The following is a 16732-nucleotide window of genomic DNA, read 5'->3' as shown; positions in this document are numbered from 1 at the left end:
AGCTCATCAAGAGCCGTCTAAAAAGATGGCGCATTATCCTGTGATTGGCCGCCCCTGTCACTGCGCACGCTCAACCACGCACGCAAAGCTGCAACGCAGGGTTGTCAGCGGCGGGCGGCGAGGTTCAAACTGCCGCCTTTGTCGCTTGCACGCCACCGCGTTGCCAAGCCGCCCAGCGCAGAGCCTTGCTTCGCGCCCACTGACCTTTATTCAGGGACCCAGACATGGAACTGGTTGTAAAAAGCGTTAGCCCGGAAACGTTGAAAACCGCCACCCTGGTACTCGCTGTCGGCGAAGGCCGCAAGCTCGGTACTGCCGCGCAGAAAGTCGATGAACTGACTGGCGGCGCCATCAGTGCCATCCTCAAGCGCGGCGACCTGGCCGGCAAGGTCGGCCAGAGCCTGCTGTTGCAGAGCCTGCCGAACCTGAAAGCCGAGCGCGTGCTGCTGGTGGGCGTGGGCAAGGACGCCGAGCTGGGCGACCGGCCGTTCCGCAAGACCGTCGCCGGCATCCTCGGCACCCTCAAGGGCCTGGGTGGCAGCGATGCCGTGCTCGCCCTCGACGAGCTGGTGGTCAAGGGTCGCGACAGCTATGGCAAGACCCGCCTGCTGGCGGAAAGCCTGCTGGATGGCGAGTACAGCTTCGACGCCTACAAGAGCCAGAAAGCCGAGCCGCGTGCCCTGAAGAAAGTCACCCTGGTCACCATCAAGGCCGCGCAAGCCGAAGTCGAACGCGCCGTGACCCACGCCAAGGCCATCGCCAACGGCATGGCATTCACCCGCGACCTGGGCAACACCCCGCCGAACATCTGCCACCCGAGCTACCTCGCCGAGCAGGCCAAGAACCTGGGCAAGACCCACAAGGGCCTGAAGGTCGAGATCTTCGACGAGAAGAAGATCAAGGAACTGGGCATGGGCTCGTTCTACGCCGTGGGCCAGGGCAGCGACCAGCCACCACGACTGATCGTCATGCAGTACAACGGCGGCAAGAAATCCGAGAAGCCGTTCGCCCTGGTCGGCAAGGGCATCACCTTCGACACCGGCGGTATCAGCCTCAAGCCGGGCGCCGGCATGGATGAAATGAAGTACGACATGGGCGGTGCCGCCAGTGTCTTCGGTACGCTGCAGGCCGTGCTGGAACTGAAGCTGCCGATCAACCTGGTGTGCATCCTGGCCTGTGCCGAGAACATGCCGAGCGGCGGCGCGACCCGTCCGGGCGACATCGTCACCACCCTGAGCGGCCAGACCGTGGAAATCCTCAACACCGACGCCGAAGGCCGCCTGGTGCTGTGCGACGCCCTGACCTACGCCGAACGCTTCAAGCCCCAGGCGGTGATCGATATCGCCACCCTGACCGGCGCCTGCATCGTCGCCCTCGGCTCGCACACCTCGGGCCTGCTGGGCAACAACGACGAGCTGATCGAGCAACTGCTGAACGCCGGCCGCCAGGCCGACGACCGTGCCTGGCAACTGCCGCTGTTCGATGAATACCAGGAGCAACTGGACAGCCCGTTCGCCGACATCGCCAACATCGGCGGGCCGAAGGCCGGCACCATCACCGCCGCCTGCTTCCTGTCGCGCTTCACCAAGAACCTCAACTGGGCCCACCTGGACATCGCCGGCACCGCCTGGACCAGCGGCGGCAAGGACAAGGGCGCCACCGGCCGTCCGGTGCCCCTGCTGACCCAATACCTGCTGGATCGCGCCAAGGCCTGACGCCGGCGACCAGGGCGCCCTCCTCCACTGAGCAGGGCGCCGTGGCTCAGGAACCTCTATGACCCAAGTCGATTTCTATATTCTGCCCAGCCCTGATCCTTCAGCCCGGCTGGATTTCGCCTGCAAGCTGACCGAAAAGGCCTGGCGCCTGGGGCACAAGGTCTATCTGCACTGCAGCGATGCCGGCCAGCGCGATGAGCTGGACGCCCGCCTGTGGCGCTTCAAGGGCGAGAGCTTCGTTCCCCACGGCCCCGCGGAAAGCGAACCCGAGGGCAGCGTGGTCCTGGGACTGGGCGAAGACCCCGGCCCTCATCAGGACCTGCTGGTGAACCTGGACTTGAAAGTCCCGCCCTTTGCCTCGCGCTTTGCCCGCGTGGCGGAAGTGGTGGTGGAAGACCCGGCGATCCGCCAGGCGGCGCGGGAGAGTTTCCGCTTCTACCGCGAACAGGGATATCCTCTGCAAGATCACCGTCTACAGCGACTTTGAGCACCCCGATGGACACTCCAAAACAACCACAAAAAGCTGCCCCCCTGCTCGATGAGCTGGAATCGATCCGCAAGTTGCTCGGCGACGACACCCTGCAGCCACCGCTGCTGACCGAAACCGTCGCCAGCGAAGGGCAGATTCCCCTGCTGTTCGACATGGTGGGTAAAAAGGCCGAGGTCGAGCCAGTCCCCGAGGTCGCGCCGCCAGTCGCGGCCGAACCGACACCCGCGCCGGCACCGATCGCCGAAGCGAAGCCGGAACCGCCCAGGCCCGGCAACCAAGACGCCCTGCTGCACCTGGACAGCGAATTGCGCGCCGCCGCGCAACTGATCATGCAGGACGTGATCGACGACTTCGCCCCGCATATCGAAACCGAGATCAAGCGCCGCCTGGATGCCCGGATGGAGCGCCTGCTGAGCCAGTATCCCTCCTGACACGACGCCCCCCCCTGTGGGAGCCGGCTTGCCGGCGATGGCGTCCATAAGAGCGATGCCGGGCTGACGGGCCTCATCGCCGGCAAGCCGGCTCCCACAGAGGACCGCGTTTCAACGCAAAATACCGCGCCAGCGGGCATATTTGTCCCCCGGGCCCTCACCTCGCTCTACGCCCCGCGCCATATCCCCGTTATACTTGTCGGCTTTCCTGAATTAACGCCTAAGGGTCCCGCCGCGCATGGATAAGACCTACCAGCCGCACGCCATTGAAACTTCCTGGTACCAGACCTGGGAGTCCGAGAACTACTTCGCCCCGCAAGGCGCGGGCGACTCGTACACCATCATGATCCCGCCGCCGAACGTCACCGGCAGCCTGCACATGGGCCACGGCTTCAACAACGCGATCATGGATGCCCTGATCCGTTTCCGCCGCATGCAGGGTCGCAATACCCTGTGGCAGCCGGGCACCGACCACGCGGGGATCGCCACCCAGATGCTGGTGGAGCGCCAGCTCGAAGCCCAGGGCCAGAACCGGCATGACCTGGGACGCGAGAAGTTTCTCGAAAAGGTGTGGGAGTGGAAGGACCAATCCGGTGGCAATATCAGCCGCCAGATCCGCCGCCTGGGCTCGTCCGTGGACTGGAGCCGCGAGCGCTTCACCATGGACGACGGCCTTTCCGAAGCGGTCAAGGAAGCCTTCGTGCGCCTGCACGAAGACGGCCTGATCTACCGCGGCAAGCGCCTGGTCAACTGGGACACCAAGCTGCACACGGCGATTTCCGACCTCGAAGTGGAAAACCACGACGAAAAGGGTTTCCTGTGGAACCTGCGCTACCCGCTGGCTGATGGCGCCAAGACCGCCGAAGGCCTGGACTACCTGATCGTCGCGACCACTCGTCCGGAAACCATGCTTGGCGACGCCGCCGTCGCGGTCAACCCGGAAGACGAACGCTACAAGGCCCTGATCGGCAAATTCGTCGAGCTGCCGCTGGTCGGCCGCCGCATTCCGATCATCGCCGACGATTATTGCGATCCCGAATTCGGCACCGGCTGCGTGAAGATCACCCCGGCCCACGACTTCAACGACTATGAAGTCGGCAAGCGCCACAACCTGCCGCTGCTGAACATCTTCGACAAGAACGCCGCCGTCCTGCCGGCCTGCCAGGTGTTCAACCTCGACGGCACGCTGAACGACAGCATCGACGGCAAGATCCCGGCGCAATACGCCGGCCTCGACCGTTTCGAGGCGCGCAAGCAGATCGTTGCCGATTTCGATGCCGCGGGCCTGCTGGTCAGCGTCGATGACCATGCCCTGAAAGTGCCGAAGGGCGACCGTTCGGGCACCATCATCGAGCCGTGGCTGACCGACCAGTGGTACGTGTCGACCAAGCCGCTGGCCGAACCGGCCATTGCCGCCGTGGAAGACGGTCGCATCGCCTTCGTGCCCAAGCAGTACGAAAACATGTACTTCTCCTGGATGCGCGATATCCAGGACTGGTGCATCAGCCGCCAGCTGTGGTGGGGCCACCGCATTCCGGCCTGGTACGACGAGTCGGGCAAGGTCTATGTCGGTCGCGACGAAGCCGAAGTACGGGCCAAGCACAACCTCGGCCCGGACGTTGCGCTGCAACAGGACAACGACGTCCTCGACACCTGGTTCAGTTCGGGCCTGTGGACCTTCTCCACCCTGGGCTGGCCGGAGCAGACCGACTTCCTCAAGACCTTCCACCCCACCGATGTGCTGGTAACCGGTTTCGACATCATTTTCTTCTGGGTCGCCCGGATGATCATGCTGACCATGCACCTGGTGAAGAACGAGGACGGCACCCCGCAGGTCCCGTTCAAGACTGTCTACGTCCACGGCCTGGTGCGTGATGGCCAGGGCCAGAAGATGTCCAAGTCCAAGGGCAACGTCCTCGATCCACTGGACATCATCGACGGTATCGAGCTCGAAGCCCTGGTGCAGAAACGCACCACCGGCCTGATGCAGCCCAAATTGCAGAAGGCCATCGAGAAGCAGACCCGCGCCGAATTCGCCGAAGGTATCGCCAGCTACGGCACCGACGCCCTGCGCTTCACCTTCTGCTCGCTGGCTTCCACCGGTCGCGACATCAAGTTCGACATGGGCCGCGTCGAGGGCTATCGCAACTTCTGCAACAAGATCTGGAACGCCGCGCGTTATGTGCTGGACAAGGGCGAAGACTGCGGCCAGAACGGCGAAGCCTACGAGCTGTCCCTGGCTGATCGCTGGATCATCTCGCAGTTGCAGCGCACCGAAGCCGAAGTGACCCGCCAGCTCGACCAGTTCCGCTTCGACCTCGCGGCCCAGGCCCTCTACGAGTTCATCTGGAACCAGTACTGCGACTGGTACCTGGAACTGTCCAAGCCGGTCCTGTGGGACGAGAACGCACCGATCGAGCGCCATCGCGGCACCCGACGCACCCTGGTGCGCGTGCTGGAAGTGGCCCTGCGCCTGGCGCATCCGTTCATGCCGTTCATCACCGAGGAAATCTGGCAGCGCCTGGCGCCGCTGGTCGGGGCGCAAGGCAAGACCATCATGCTGCAACCATGGCCGGTGGCGAACGAAGCGCGGATCGACGCGGTTGCCGAAGACGATATCGAATGGCTCAAGGGCCTGATGCTCGGCGTGCGCAACATCCGCGCCGAGATGAATATCGGCCCGGGCAAGCCATTGGCGTTGTTCCTGAAGAACGTCAACGAGCAGGATCAGCGTCGCCTGAGCGAGAACGAGCAGTTGCTGAAAAAGCTCGCGAAACTCGAATCGATCACCGTGCTGGCTGCCGGCGACGAGGCACCGCTGTCCGCCACCGCCCTGGTGGGCGAGATGGAAGTGCTGGTGCCGATGGCCGGACTGATCGACAAGGGCGCCGAACTGGCGCGCCTGGACAAGGAAATCCAGCGCCTGCAGGGTGAAGTGCAACGGGTCGGCGGCAAGCTGTCCAATGCCGCGTTCGTCGACAAGGCTCCAGCCGAAGTCATCGAGAAAGAGCGCGCCAAGCTGGCCGAGGCCGAACAGGCCCTGGGCAAGCTGGCCGAGCAGCATGCACGGATCGCCAGCCTGTAAGCGTGACGCCTGACTGAAAAAGGGAGGCCCTCGGGTCTCCCTTTTTCATGCCCGGCGCATCCTCACAAGCGCCCCGAAACCTTGCAGGAGCCGGCTTGCTGGCGATAAGGCCCGCGGGCCTGGCGCCGCCTGATCGGACGCCATCGCCGACAAGCCGGCGCCTACCGGGTTATGTCGCGCTCAAGACAGAAGATCGGCACTGGAGCGTGTCCGCCACAATGCCCTGCGCGCCAGCGTCGGGGAATATGGGACAATGCCCGTCACTCCAAGCCCTACCCGAATCGATCCCGCCATGAACGCCCCGAGCAAACCCAAAGCCCCGCGCAAGAAGCCCAAGCCCGCCACCCCGGCCAAGAGCGTCGAGCCTCGCGAGAAAGCCAGCCTGCACCCACGCAACCGTCACCAGGGCCGCTATGACTTCCCGCAACTGATCAAGGGCTGCCCCGAACTGGGCCAGTTCGTGATCCTCAACCCCTATGGCAAGGAAAGCATCGACTTCGCCGACCCGGCTGCGGTGCGCGTGTTCAACCGGGCGCTGCTCAAGGCCTTCTACGGTATCCAGCACTGGGACATTCCGGCCGACTTCCTCTGTCCGCCAGTGCCGGGGCGAGCCGACTACGTGCACTTTCTCGCCGACCTGCTGGCCGAAAGCAACCAGGGCAACATTCCCCGTGGCGCGGCCGTGCGCGTGCTGGATATCGGCGTCGGCGCCAACTGCATCTATCCGTTGATCGGCCATGGCGACTATCGCTGGCAGTTTCTCGGCTCGGATATCGACAAGACCGCCCTGGCCGCGGCCAAGGCCATCGTCCAGGCCAACGGCCTGAACAAGGCCATCACCCTGCGCCAGCAAGACAACCCGAAGCACATCCTCAGCGGCCTGCTGGACAGTACCGAGCATTTTGACCTGACCCTGTGCAATCCGCCGTTCCATGCGTCCCTGGATGAAGCCCAAAGCGGCAGCCGGCGCAAATGGCGCGCCCTGGGCAAGGCCGACCCCAAGCGCAAGCTGCCCGTACTGAATTTCGGCGGTCAGGCGGCGGAATTATGGTGTGAGGGGGGCGAAGTGCGCTTCGTGACCCAACTGATCAGCGAAAGCCCGCCACTGGCGAGCCAGGTGCTGTGGTTCAGCACCCTGGTGTCGAAGGCCTCGAACCTGCCGGCCATCGAAGCGGCCCTGAAAAAAGCCGGCGCCCTGGAGAGCAAGGTGGTGGAGATGTCCCAGGGCCAGAAGCAGAGCCGTTTCGTCGCCTGGACGTTCCACAGCCAGGCCCAGCAACAGGCCTGGGCGCAACGGCACTGGAGCGCGGCCCGCGCCTGAGACTTTCACCAGGCGAAAAAAAACCGTGCCCGGATCGCTCCGAGGCACGGTCGCACTGCGTCTTACTTGTTAACAGCGTCAGTCAGGCCTTTGGCCACAACGAGCTTGATAACTTTCTTGGCAGCGATTTCGATGGCAGCGCCAGTCGATGGGTTGCGGCCAGTACGGGCAGGACGCTCGGTCACTTTCAGCTTGCCGATACCTGGCAGGGTGATTTCGCCGCCGTTTTCCAGTTGATCGGCAACGATCTGGCCCAGTTGGTCCAAGGCAGCGCGAGCGGTGGTTTTCGGCGCGTCGATAGCTTCAGCGATGTCGGCGATCAGTTGGTCTTTAGTCAAAGCCATTGAGATGTTCCTTCCCTATCAAATTCATTTGGATTGCAGAGTGCAGTGTCAGCCGTCGAGCCAAGTCTTGTGGACCTGACACCCCGCTGATAAACCACGACGGATCGCGGATGTAGATAGCAAAAACGGGGTTTGGTTCGACCTGACACCTGCTGAATGCACGCTTTGCGCCCTTACTGTGCGCAAGACGGGGGCAAAACTAGCACAGAGACGGGGAAATATCCGCCTCTACCTAGCCATTTGGTCAGCTTTTGCGCTCGTTTTCGAAAAAAAACTGCCAGAAACCGCCGATCGGCCAAGTTTGACCCCGCAAACGCTGATTCGGTCCGCGTCTACGGTACACTGGCAGCTTTTCCGGGGAGCCGCTCTTCCCCCTGACAATCAGCCGAGAAACCCATGCCGATCCGTCACTGTATCGTCCACCTGATCGACAAGAAACCCGATGGCACGCCAGCCGTGCTCCACGCCCGCGATTCGGAACTGAGCGAGTCCCAGGCCATCGAGCACATGCTGGCCGACCTCAATGAAAGCTATAACGCCAAGCAGGGCAAGGCCTGGGGCTTTTTCCACGCCGAGTCCGGCGCGCATCCTTTCAGCGGCTGGCTGAAAGAGTACCTGGACGGCGGCAAGGATTTTACCGCGTTCAGCCGCGTGGCCGTGGAACACCTGCAGAAGCTGATGGAAGAGTCCAACCTCTCGGTCGGCGGCCATGTCCTGTTCGCCCACTACCAGCAAGGCATGACCGATTACCTGGCCATCGCCCTGCTGCACCACAGCGAGGGCGTGGCGGTGAATGCCGAGCTGGACGTCACCCCGTCCCGGCACCTGGACCTGGCCCAGTTGCACCTGGCCGCACGCATCAACATCTCCGAGTGGCAGAACAACAAGCAGTCCAAGCAGTACATTTCCTTTATCAAGGGCAAGAACGGCAAGAAGGTCTCGGAGTACTTCCGCGACTTCATCGGCTGCCAGGAAGGGGTCGACGGCCCGGGTGAGACCCGCACCCTGCTCAAGGCCTTCAGTGACTTCGTCGAAAGCGAGGACCTGCCCGAAGACGATGCCCGCGAAAAAACCAAGACCCTGGTGGACTACGCCAGCAGCCAGGCCAAGATGGGCGAACCCATGGGCCTGGAAGAGCTGTCCGGGTTGATCGACGAAGACCGCCCGCGGGCGTTCTACGAACATATCCGCAACAAGGACTATGGCCTGTCGCCGGAAATCCCCGCCGACAAACGCACCCTGAACCAGTTCCGCCGCTTCACCGGTCGGGCCGAAGGGCTGTCCATCAGCTTCGAAGCGCACCTGCTGGGCTCGAAGATCGAATATGACGAGGAAGCCGGGACCCTGATCATCAAGGGCCTGCCGACCCAGCTCACCGATCAGCTCAAGCGCCGCAAGGACTGAACCGTGCTCAATGGCATGTTGAAGAAGTTCCTGCTGATCCTGCTGGTGGTCGTGGCCTATCAGAACTGGGGCAAGATCGAGCGGGTGTTCAACCCCGGTTCGGTGGTCTCCGAACAGACCCAGGCCAAGGCCCGGGTGACTCTCTATGCCACCGACTGGTGCGGCTACTGCAAGCTGACCCGGCGTTTTCTCGACCAGAAGGGCATTCCCTACAGGGAGTTCGATATCGAGAAGAACGCCGAGGCGCGCAAGGCCTATGAAGCCCTGGGTGGCGGGGGTATTCCGATACTGGATGTCAACGGCACCCTGATCCGCGGATATCAGCCAGAGGCGATCATCGCCGCCCTGCAATAGCCAGCCGGACGCATTCCCATTGTAGGAGCCGGCTTGCCGGCGATGAGGCCAATGAGTCTCGCATCGATCTTGCGGCCGCCATCGCCGGCAAGCCGGCTCCTACAGGGGGACGGTGTTTTCAATCCCTTAGCGCTTCGATCCTGAAGCCGAGCCGCGGAAAGTGCACATGCACCACGCCCGCGCGTTCATCCACACGTCGCAGGATCAGTTCCTCGCTGCCCGCAAACAGCAATTCGCCGGCCACCGGATCAACACCATAATCCGTCGCGGCGATCACCACCCGCTGGCCGGCCTTGAAACCATTCGGGTCGTTGAAGACTTCATCGGGAAGATCGGCCGGCGTGGCCTCGCGCGCGACCTGCAACGCCTCCCCGGCGCTCATGACATTCGCGGCGCCATGCCCGAACCCCAGGACCCGGGCGAGCCAGGCCGATACGGCCGGGTATTCGTCCACCAGCGGTGAGGTGACCGGCGTGGCCTTGAGGAACCACAGGGGATGGGCCATCGCGATATCGGCGATGGAGGGCTGGCCAAACAGGAAGTCGCCCTCTTCACGCTGCAACTGCTGTTCCAGGCGCGCCATGAAGGTCGGCCACTGGTGCCGGGCCTCTTCCAGGGATACCCGGGTGGCCGAACCACCGCTGAACAGGCCGGCGCGATCGATCATGAAGCCCTTGAGCTGCTCCGGGGAAAACCGGGCAAAGCGCACCGCCGCCGATTCCGGCTGGAACACCAGGCTCACGGCATGCTTGAACACCACCGAATCGGCCCAGGCGGCGAAGGTCGCCGCGACCATTTCCCGTCCTTCGGGGAACAGGGTCGGCGAGGCCTTTTCCTGTTCGAGGCGACGGGCGATCAAGGCGGTGTCGCAATAGATATCCGCGCCCACCTGCAATACCGGCGTCTTGCGATAACCGCCGGTCAAGGCCGTCAGGTCGGGCTTGGGCATTACCGGCGGGATCGTCACCGAACGCCAGGACAACCCCTTGAACCCCAGCAACAACCGGGCCTTTTCGGCAAAGGGCGAAGTTGCGTAATGGTGAAGAATCAACTCAGGCATGCTGGAGTCCGCCGGACAGGTAGGAGCCCGCAGCTTAGCCTGCAAATCGGGGTCAGCCTACCCGGATGGCCTGATGTCGCCTTATCAGCGATATCAATGACACGCCAGCCTGTTCGTGATGGGGCACCGAAAGGCGCCCCTTGTCATTTTCGGCCGACCGAAAAATCTTCCAGGCTGAAACCCGCCGCCAGGTTTTCCTTGGCGCTCTTGCGCAATTTCTTGATCAGGCGCTCCTGGCGCAGGGCCTCGCCCTTGTCGCCGCACGCCTCGATATACACCAGCGCCACCGCCGGGCTCGAATGGAAGAAACGCGCGCCCTTGCCGCTCTGGTGCGAGGCAAAACGCCGTTGCGGATCATCGCTGATGCCGCAATACAGCGAGCCGTTGGCAGCCCGCACCAGATAGACGAACCAGGGCTTGGCCGCCGGTGTGGCAGGTTCAGTGGCGGCAATCGGCGCTTGACGGGTGTTCACGGGGCAAAGGGACTTGGCGGCAACGGGGCCGGAATCTTAGCAGACCTCAGCGGTTCGCCTGGAATGCCTTCAAGCCCTTGAGCGCCTGGGCACGCACGGCGTTTTTCACCAGTGGCGTCCAGCCCAGCAGCAGGCCTTTGGTGCCCAGGGCCTGGCGGGCCCAGCGCCACAGGTCGAAATGATCGTGGTGCTCGCAGATCTTGCCATCGCGGAACACGAAGCGGGCCTGGATATCGTTGACCACGATATTGCCGGTCTGGCTGAACAGGTACGTCGCCACCCAGTGGGCGCCCCCGGTGCGCTCATCGGCGCGAACATTGTCGAAGACCAGGCTGAAGTCCTTGGCCCGGGTCGTCAGCATGCGCCACATATCACCGGCGTCACGGCCGCGCAGTTCGCCGAAGGCCGGATCACTGAACAGCACGTCCTCGGTGTAGCAGGCGCTCATCGCCTCGGCATCCAGTCGCTGGAAAGCCTTGTAGAACTCGGTAATCAACGCGCTGTGGGCATCACTCATGGGCAGGCTCCGTGCAGATCAAAAGATTGCCTGCACGATAGTCCGCAAATGCCCGCCTGACCATCGGCATTCGCCGGCCGAATACCCGCAGTGCGAGGTGCTTCAGAGTTTTTCGCTGTTGACCTGCACATAGCGCGCCCGACCGGCGCCCAGCCCCGCGACAATGGCGCCAAGACCGATCACGCCGAAGATCCAGCCCAGGGCCTGCCAGTCGCCGGTGAGGTCATGCACCAGGCCGACCGCGAACGGCCCCATGGAAGCCAGGGTGTAGCCGATGCCCTGGGCCATGCTCGACAGGTTCGCTGCCACATGGGCATCGCGCGAACGCAGCACGATCAGGGTCAGCGCCAGGCTGAAAGTGCCGCCCTGCCCCAGTCCCAGCAGGATCGCCCAGCCCCAGAGCCCGTCGAGCGGTGCATACAGGCAACCGAACAGGCCCCCCAGGGTCAGCAGCATGACCACCAGGATCGCCAGCCGCTGGTCCTTGCCACGGGTAGCCAGCCAGGGCGCGGCCAGTGAACTGGCCAGTTGCACGAGGATCGAACCGGACAGCACGATCCCCGCCTGGGTCGCCGTCAGGCCGCGGCCGATCAGCACCGAAGGCAACCAGCCGAAGACAATGTAGGCCAGGGACGATTGCAGCCCCATGTACAGGGTCACCTGCCAGGCCAGCGGATCGCGCAACAGGCCGCGCACGCGGTACGCCGCCTGATGGGCGCCGTGCTTGTTGCCGACCTGTGGCAGCCACAGCAACGCCGCCACCAGCGCCGGGATCACCCAGAAGCCCAGGCCCAGCGACCAACTGTTACCCAGGTGCTGGCTCAGCGGCACCGTCGCCCCTGCCGCCATCGCGGCGCCCAGGCACAGGGCCATGGTGTAGACCCCGGTCATGGTCCCCGCCTGCCTGGGAAAGTCACGCTTGACGATTCCCGGCAACAGCACGCCGATGACGCCGATACTCGCGCCCGCCATGATGCTGCCGGCAAACAGGCCGAACTCGCCAAAGGAACTGCGCACGATCAGGCCACCCGCCAGGGTCAGCAGGATTCCCAGCACCACCCGCTCACTGCCAAAACGCCGCGCCAGCAACGGCGCCAGAGGGGCAAACAACCCCAGGCAGAGCACGGGCAAGGTAGTCAGCAAGCCGGCCTTGGCCGCCGACAAGCCGAGGCTGCGGGATACCTCGCTGAGCATCGGCGCCATGCTCGACAACGCCGGGCGCAGGTTCAAGGCCACCAGCACCAGCCCCAGCAGCAACAACCAGGGACGGCGCAGCAGCGGTTGCTCCTGCTGGACGATGGCGTCATCGGCTTCGGCGTCGATCAGCAACCTGTCGAGCTCGGACGACTGGGCTGGCGTGGATGTCGAGGTAGTTGAAGCAGAACGGGGCATGAGGCTCTCGGATTCAAGGTTCATTGATCAAGGTCCGGCACAGGGCCTTGGCGCGTTCCGGGTCGCGCTGCTCGACCGCCTCCAGCAGGGCGATATGCAGATCGAACACCGACTGGCGACGTGGCGTGATATCCAGCGTCTGGTGCAGGGCACCGGCAATCACGCTGGAAAAGTAGCGATACAGCTCGCTGAGCATCGGGTTGTGCGCGGCGTCGATCAGGCGCTGGTGAAACACCAGGTCGCAGGTGATATAGCTGTCGAGGTCGCCGTGGTAGTGATCGCCGCTGGTCGCCAGGGCCTCGCGCAGGCCTTTGAGATCCTCGTCGGTCCGGCGCAGGGCCGCCAGGCCAACGGCTTCGACTTCAAAACTGTGCCGCGTCTCGCGGGCCTGATCCAGGGAACAACGCGACAGCGCCTGCATGGTCGCCAACGGATCGGTGGTCGCTCGCAGGTAGCTGCCGTCACCCTGGCGAATCTCGATCAAGCCGGAAAACGCCAGCACGCGCATGGCCTCGCGCATGGTATTGCGACTGATACCCAGCTCGGCAGCCAGCTCCGGCTCGGTCGGCAAACGCTCGCCCACGGCCCAGGTGCCGAGGGTAATGCGCTCGCGCAACTGCTCCAGGGCCTGGTCGACCAGGGAACGCTTGATCAGGGGAATACTGGAAGACATGGAATCCGCCTTAACATCCAATCATAGGATGAATTTACAGATAGCCTATCCCAGATCAACGGCTGAGCTCAAGGGCGAGTGATGCCAGCCGCACCGCCGCTTTCGCGGGCAAGCCCACTCCCACAGGATGGGGGCTCACCACGGACTATCGCCCAGCCTCAAACCCTGTAGGAGCTGGCTTGCCAGCGATAACGAGGCAAGGTACTCAGCTCAGAGAAGTTGAAGATGTCGCCGAGGTCGAGCCATTGCTGCCGAATGGGCATAAAAAATCCGATACCAGGGGACTGGTATCGGATTTTCTAGAAGCCCCGGATTGGACTCAAATGCTTAAGTAAACAGCATCACGGACCAGGTCCGGGTTTTTCATTCAGCGCCTGTCGATCAATGCAGGATCTGGCTCAGGAACAACTTGGTCCGCTCGTTCTGCGGATTGTCGAAGAAGTCGTTCGGCGCCGCCTGTTCGACGATTTCACCCTTGTCCATGAAGATCACGCGATTGGCCACGGTGCGGGCGAAGCCCATTTCGTGGGTCACGCAGAGCATGGTCATGCCGTCTTCGGCCAGGCCGATCATGGTGTCGAGTACTTCCTTGACCATTTCCGGGTCGAGAGCCGAGGTCGGCTCGTCGAACAGCATGATCTTCGGTTTCATGCACAGGGCACGGGCAATCGCCACACGCTGCTGCTGACCACCGGACAACTGACCCGGGAACTTGTGGGCCTGCTCCGGGATACGCACGCGCTCCAGGTAGTGCATGGCGATCTCTTCCGCCTTGCGCTTGGGCATCTTGCGCACCCACATCGGTGCCAGGGTGCAGTTCTGCAGGATGGTCAGGTGCGGGAACAGGTTGAAGTGCTGGAACACCATGCCGACTTCACGGCGGATCGCTTCGATCTGCTTGAGGTCGTTGGTCAGTTCCACGCCATCGACCACGATGCGGCCCTGCTGGTGCTCTTCCAGACGGTTGAGGCAGCGGATGGTGGTGGACTTGCCCGAACCGGACGGACCGCACAGGACGATACGCTCGCCCTGCTTGACGTTCAGGTTGATGTCCTTGAGCACGTGGAACTGGCCGTACCACTTGTTCACGCCCTGCATCTGAATAATGCCTTCAGGACTCACAGGCTGTTTGATCGCTTCACTCATAACAGAACTTCCTAAATTAGGTAGCGCCTCAGCGCTTGTGGCCTGTGTCCAGCTTGCGTTCCAAATGCATGGAATAGCGGGACATACCAAAACAGAAAATCCAGAACACCAGGGCGGCGAACACGTAGCCTTCGGTGGCCATGCCCAGCCATTTCGGGTCGGCGGCGGCTTGTTTGACGCTGTTAAGCAGGTCGAACAGGCCGATGATGATCACCAGGCTGGTGTCCTTGAACAGCGCGATCAGCGTGTTGACGATGCCGGGAATCACCAGCTTCAGGGCTTGCGGCAGGATCACCAGGCCCATGCTGCGCCAGTAGCCCAGGCCCATCGCGGCCGCGGCCTCGTATTGGCCTTTCGGAATCGCCTGCAGCCCGCCCCGGACCACCTCGGCCACATAGGCCGACTGGAACAGGATCACGCCGATCAAGGCCCGCAGCAGCTTGTCGAAGTTCATGCCTTCGGGCAGGAACAACGGCAGCATCACCGAGGACATGAACAGCACGGTGATCAACGGCACGCCGCGCCAGAACTCGATGAAGGTCACGCAGATCACCCGGATCGCCGGCAGGTTCGAGCGACGCCCGAGTGCCAGCAGGATCCCCAGCGGCAAGGCGCCGGCGATACCGACGGTGGCGATCACCAGGGTCAGCATCAGGCCGCCCCATTGGCTGGTCGCCACGTTTTCCAGGCCGAAACCGCCGTGCAGCAGGAAATAGGCGACGATCGGGAACACCACCAGGAAGCTCAGGCCGTAGATCGCCTTGCGCGGGAAGCGCGAGATGAACAACGGGGCGGCACCGATGATCGCCAGCCACACGGTCGAATCCACGCGCCAGCGCAGTTCCTGCGGGTAGTAGCCGTACATGAACTGGCCGAAACGCTGCTGGATGAACACCCAGCAGGCGCCGTCCTTGGTGCAGTCGGCACGGGTGGTACCGACCCAGTTGGCGTCCAGGATCGCCCAATGCAGGATCGGCGGCACCACCAGGTAGATCAGGTAGAAGGCGAACAGGGTCAGCAGCGTGTTGATCCAGCTGGAGAACATGTTCGCCCGTATCCACGCCATCGGGCCGAAGACCTTGGCCGGCGGTGGCATGTCGGGTTTGAAAGTATGGGAACTCATGGGCGTTTCCTCACCGCTCGATCAGCGCAATGCGCTTGTTGTACCAGTTCATCAGCAGGGAAATGCTGATACTGATCGCCAGGTACACGCTCATGGTGATGGCAATGACTTCGATGGCCTGCCCGGTCTGGTTCAGCACCGTACCGGCAAACAGCGAGACCATTTCCGGATAACCGATACCGGCGGCCAGGGACGAGTTCTTCGCCAGGTTCAGGTATTGGCTGGTCAGCGGTGGAATGATCACGCGCAGGGCCTGCGGAATGATCACCTTGCGCAGGGTCGGACCGTTGCGCAGGCCCAGGGAGCGTGCCGCCTCGGTCTGGCCATGGCTGACCGACTTGATCCCGGAACGCACGATCTCGGCGATGAACGCCGCGGTGTACACCGTCAGGGCCAGGGTCAGTGCCAGCAGTTCAGGGATCAGCACCCAGCCGCCGACGAAGTTGAAGCCTTGCAGCTTGGGCATTTCCCAGTGCAGCGGAGCACCGAAGACCAGCGCGCAGAGCGCCGGGATCACGATGAACAGCGCCAGGCCGGCCCAGAACTTGTGGAACGGCACGCCGGTTTCTTCGAAGCGCTTGGTCGCCCAGCGGGACATGAACACGATCGCGACGATGGCCAGCACCACGCTGATCACGAACGGCCAGAAACCTTCGGAGGCCCGGGCCGCCGGCATGTTCAGGCCACGGCTGCTGACGAAGAAGGTATCGCCGAAGTTATGGCTGTTGCGCGGCCCCGGCATGGTCAGGAACACCGCGAAATACCAGAACAGGATCTGCAGCAGAGGCGGAATGTTGCGGAAGATCTCCACATAGACCGTGGCCAGCTTGTTGATGATCCAGTTCGACGACAGCCGCGCGACACCGATGATGAAGCCCAGCAGGGTCGCCAGGATCACGCCGATAAAGGTCACCAGCAGGGTGTTGAGCAGACCGATGACGAAGACGCGCGAATAGCTGTCCGCCTCGGTGTAGTCGATCAGGTGTTGAGCGATACCGAAACCGGCACTGCGCTCGAGAAAACCGAAACCGGAAGTGATACCCCGGTGTTGCAGATTGGTCTGGGTGTTGTGAAACAGGTACCAGCCCAAGGCGATCACCGCGACAACCGTGATGACCTGAAATACCCACGCGCGCACTCGCGGATCGCTGAGGGTGAGCCTCTGCTTTGGTGCGCCGACTTGATTTTGCATGTAGTGCCCCAG

16 protein-coding genes are annotated in these 16732 nt (G+C 63.0%); 7 read left to right on the top strand and 9 right to left on the bottom strand.

Annotation, left to right across the window (positions count from 1 at the left end):
* Window positions 1–224: 224 nt before the first annotated feature.
* From HX881_RS17155 to rlmF, 5 genes are all read left to right on the top strand, one after another.
* Entirely contained in the window at window positions 225–1715 is a 1491-nt protein-coding gene (locus HX881_RS17155; RefSeq protein ID WP_177085633.1) for a leucyl aminopeptidase, read from the top strand.
* A 58-nt stretch (window positions 1716–1773) separates the two neighbouring features.
* The gene (locus tag HX881_RS17150) at window positions 1774–2202 is read left to right on the top strand and encodes a DNA polymerase III subunit chi (protein WP_017124087.1); all 429 of its coding nucleotides are present in this window, start codon (window positions 1774–1776) and stop codon (window positions 2200–2202) included.
* Window positions 2203–2210: 8 nt separating this feature from the next.
* Complete coding sequence (locus tag HX881_RS17145) at window positions 2211–2636, top strand: DNA polymerase III subunit chi (protein WP_177085631.1); 426 nt, start codon at window positions 2211–2213, stop codon at window positions 2634–2636.
* A gap of 238 nt (window positions 2637–2874) precedes the next feature.
* Complete coding sequence (locus tag HX881_RS17140; RefSeq protein WP_177085629.1) at window positions 2875–5721, top strand: valine--tRNA ligase; 2847 nt, start codon at window positions 2875–2877, stop codon at window positions 5719–5721.
* A gap of 292 nt (window positions 5722–6013) precedes the next feature.
* Entirely contained in the window at window positions 6014–7042 is a 1029-nt protein-coding gene (gene rlmF, locus HX881_RS17135; protein ID WP_177085627.1) for a 23S rRNA (adenine(1618)-N(6))-methyltransferase RlmF, read from the top strand.
* Window positions 7043–7104: 62 nt separating this feature from the next.
* Here rlmF and HX881_RS17130 read toward each other — a convergent pair whose 3' ends face one another.
* A complete protein-coding gene (locus HX881_RS17130) occupies window positions 7105–7386 on the bottom strand; it encodes an HU family DNA-binding protein (protein ID WP_005785131.1) in 282 nt (93 codons plus the stop codon).
* A gap of 396 nt (window positions 7387–7782) precedes the next feature.
* Between HX881_RS17130 and yejK the strand changes: the two genes are divergently transcribed.
* Complete coding sequence (gene yejK, locus HX881_RS17125) at window positions 7783–8790, top strand: nucleoid-associated protein YejK (protein WP_017124091.1); 1008 nt, start codon at window positions 7783–7785, stop codon at window positions 8788–8790.
* A 3-nt stretch (window positions 8791–8793) separates the two neighbouring features.
* A complete protein-coding gene (locus tag HX881_RS17120) occupies window positions 8794–9144 on the top strand; it encodes a glutaredoxin family protein (protein ID WP_017124092.1) in 351 nt (116 codons plus the stop codon).
* 118 nt (window positions 9145–9262) lie between these two features.
* On the opposite strand, the gene HX881_RS17115 is transcribed toward HX881_RS17120, so the two are convergent.
* The 8 genes from HX881_RS17115 to HX881_RS17080 form a co-directional block, all read right to left on the bottom strand.
* Complete coding sequence (locus HX881_RS17115) at window positions 9263–10204, bottom strand: glutathione S-transferase family protein (protein ID WP_177085625.1); 942 nt, start codon at window positions 10202–10204, stop codon at window positions 9263–9265.
* A gap of 143 nt (window positions 10205–10347) precedes the next feature.
* Window positions 10348–10677: a GIY-YIG nuclease family protein gene (locus HX881_RS17110; protein WP_177085623.1), complete on the bottom strand. Its 330-nt coding sequence runs from the start codon at window positions 10675–10677 to the stop codon at window positions 10348–10350.
* Between the two features lie 46 nt (window positions 10678–10723).
* Window positions 10724–11194 (bottom strand): nuclear transport factor 2 family protein, encoded by a 471-nt coding sequence (locus tag HX881_RS17105; RefSeq protein ID WP_017124095.1) that lies wholly within the window; start codon window positions 11192–11194, stop codon window positions 10724–10726.
* Between the two features lie 102 nt (window positions 11195–11296).
* Window positions 11297–12610, bottom strand: a complete 1314-nt coding sequence (locus tag HX881_RS17100) for a CynX/NimT family MFS transporter (RefSeq protein WP_017124096.1) — start codon at window positions 12608–12610, stop codon at window positions 11297–11299.
* Window positions 12600–13259 (bottom strand): FadR/GntR family transcriptional regulator, encoded by a 660-nt coding sequence (locus tag HX881_RS17095; protein WP_017124097.1) that lies wholly within the window; start codon window positions 13257–13259, stop codon window positions 12600–12602. Before HX881_RS17095 ends, HX881_RS17100 begins: the two co-directional genes overlap by 11 nt.
* A gap of 381 nt (window positions 13260–13640) precedes the next feature.
* The gene (locus HX881_RS17090) at window positions 13641–14405 is read right to left on the bottom strand and encodes an amino acid ABC transporter ATP-binding protein (RefSeq protein WP_010444394.1); all 765 of its coding nucleotides are present in this window, start codon (window positions 14403–14405) and stop codon (window positions 13641–13643) included.
* A 28-nt stretch (window positions 14406–14433) separates the two neighbouring features.
* Window positions 14434–15528 carry an amino acid ABC transporter permease gene (locus HX881_RS17085; protein WP_177085621.1) on the bottom strand — a complete coding sequence of 365 codons (1095 nt, stop codon included), beginning with the start codon at window positions 15526–15528 and terminating at the stop codon, window positions 14434–14436.
* A gap of 10 nt (window positions 15529–15538) precedes the next feature.
* On the bottom strand, window positions 15539–16720 hold the full coding sequence (locus HX881_RS17080) for an amino acid ABC transporter permease (RefSeq protein WP_177085619.1): 1182 nt from the start codon (window positions 16718–16720) through the stop codon (window positions 15539–15541).
* Window positions 16721–16732 lie beyond the last annotated feature (12 nt).

The sequence above is a fragment of the Pseudomonas gingeri genome, assembly GCF_013386115.1.
Classification (GTDB): Bacteria; Pseudomonadota; Gammaproteobacteria; order Pseudomonadales; family Pseudomonadaceae; genus Aquipseudomonas; species Aquipseudomonas gingeri.
This window is presented reverse-complemented; position numbering and strand designations above follow the sequence as displayed.

Excerpts from the sequence above, each read along its gene's own strand:
- HX881_RS17105 (WP_017124095.1), bottom strand. The coding sequence starts at position 11,194 with ATGAGTGATGCCCACAGCGCGTTGATTACCGAGTTCTACAAGGCTTTC.
- HX881_RS17155 (WP_177085633.1), top strand. The coding sequence starts at position 225 with ATGGAACTGGTTGTAAAAAGCGTTAGCCCGGAAACGTTGAAAACCGCC.
- HX881_RS17085 (WP_177085621.1), bottom strand. The coding sequence starts at position 15,528 with ATGAGTTCCCATACTTTCAAACCCGACATGCCACCGCCGGCCAAGGTC.
- yejK (WP_017124091.1), top strand. The coding sequence starts at position 7,783 with ATGCCGATCCGTCACTGTATCGTCCACCTGATCGACAAGAAACCCGAT.
- HX881_RS17145 (WP_177085631.1), top strand. The coding sequence starts at position 2,211 with ATGGACACTCCAAAACAACCACAAAAAGCTGCCCCCCTGCTCGATGAG.
- HX881_RS17100 (WP_017124096.1), bottom strand. The coding sequence starts at position 12,610 with ATGAACCTTGAATCCGAGAGCCTCATGCCCCGTTCTGCTTCAACTACC.
- HX881_RS17080 (WP_177085619.1), bottom strand. The coding sequence starts at position 16,720 with ATGCAAAATCAAGTCGGCGCACCAAAGCAGAGGCTCACCCTCAGCGAT.
- HX881_RS17150 (WP_017124087.1), top strand. The coding sequence starts at position 1,774 with ATGACCCAAGTCGATTTCTATATTCTGCCCAGCCCTGATCCTTCAGCC.
- HX881_RS17090 (WP_010444394.1), bottom strand. The coding sequence starts at position 14,405 with ATGAGTGAAGCGATCAAACAGCCTGTGAGTCCTGAAGGCATTATTCAG.
- HX881_RS17140 (WP_177085629.1), top strand. The coding sequence starts at position 2,875 with ATGGATAAGACCTACCAGCCGCACGCCATTGAAACTTCCTGGTACCAG.
- HX881_RS17130 (WP_005785131.1), bottom strand. The coding sequence starts at position 7,386 with ATGGCTTTGACTAAAGACCAACTGATCGCCGACATCGCTGAAGCTATC.
- HX881_RS17095 (WP_017124097.1), bottom strand. The coding sequence starts at position 13,259 with ATGTCTTCCAGTATTCCCCTGATCAAGCGTTCCCTGGTCGACCAGGCC.
- HX881_RS17115 (WP_177085625.1), bottom strand. The coding sequence starts at position 10,204 with ATGCCTGAGTTGATTCTTCACCATTACGCAACTTCGCCCTTTGCCGAA.
- rlmF (WP_177085627.1), top strand. The coding sequence starts at position 6,014 with ATGAACGCCCCGAGCAAACCCAAAGCCCCGCGCAAGAAGCCCAAGCCC.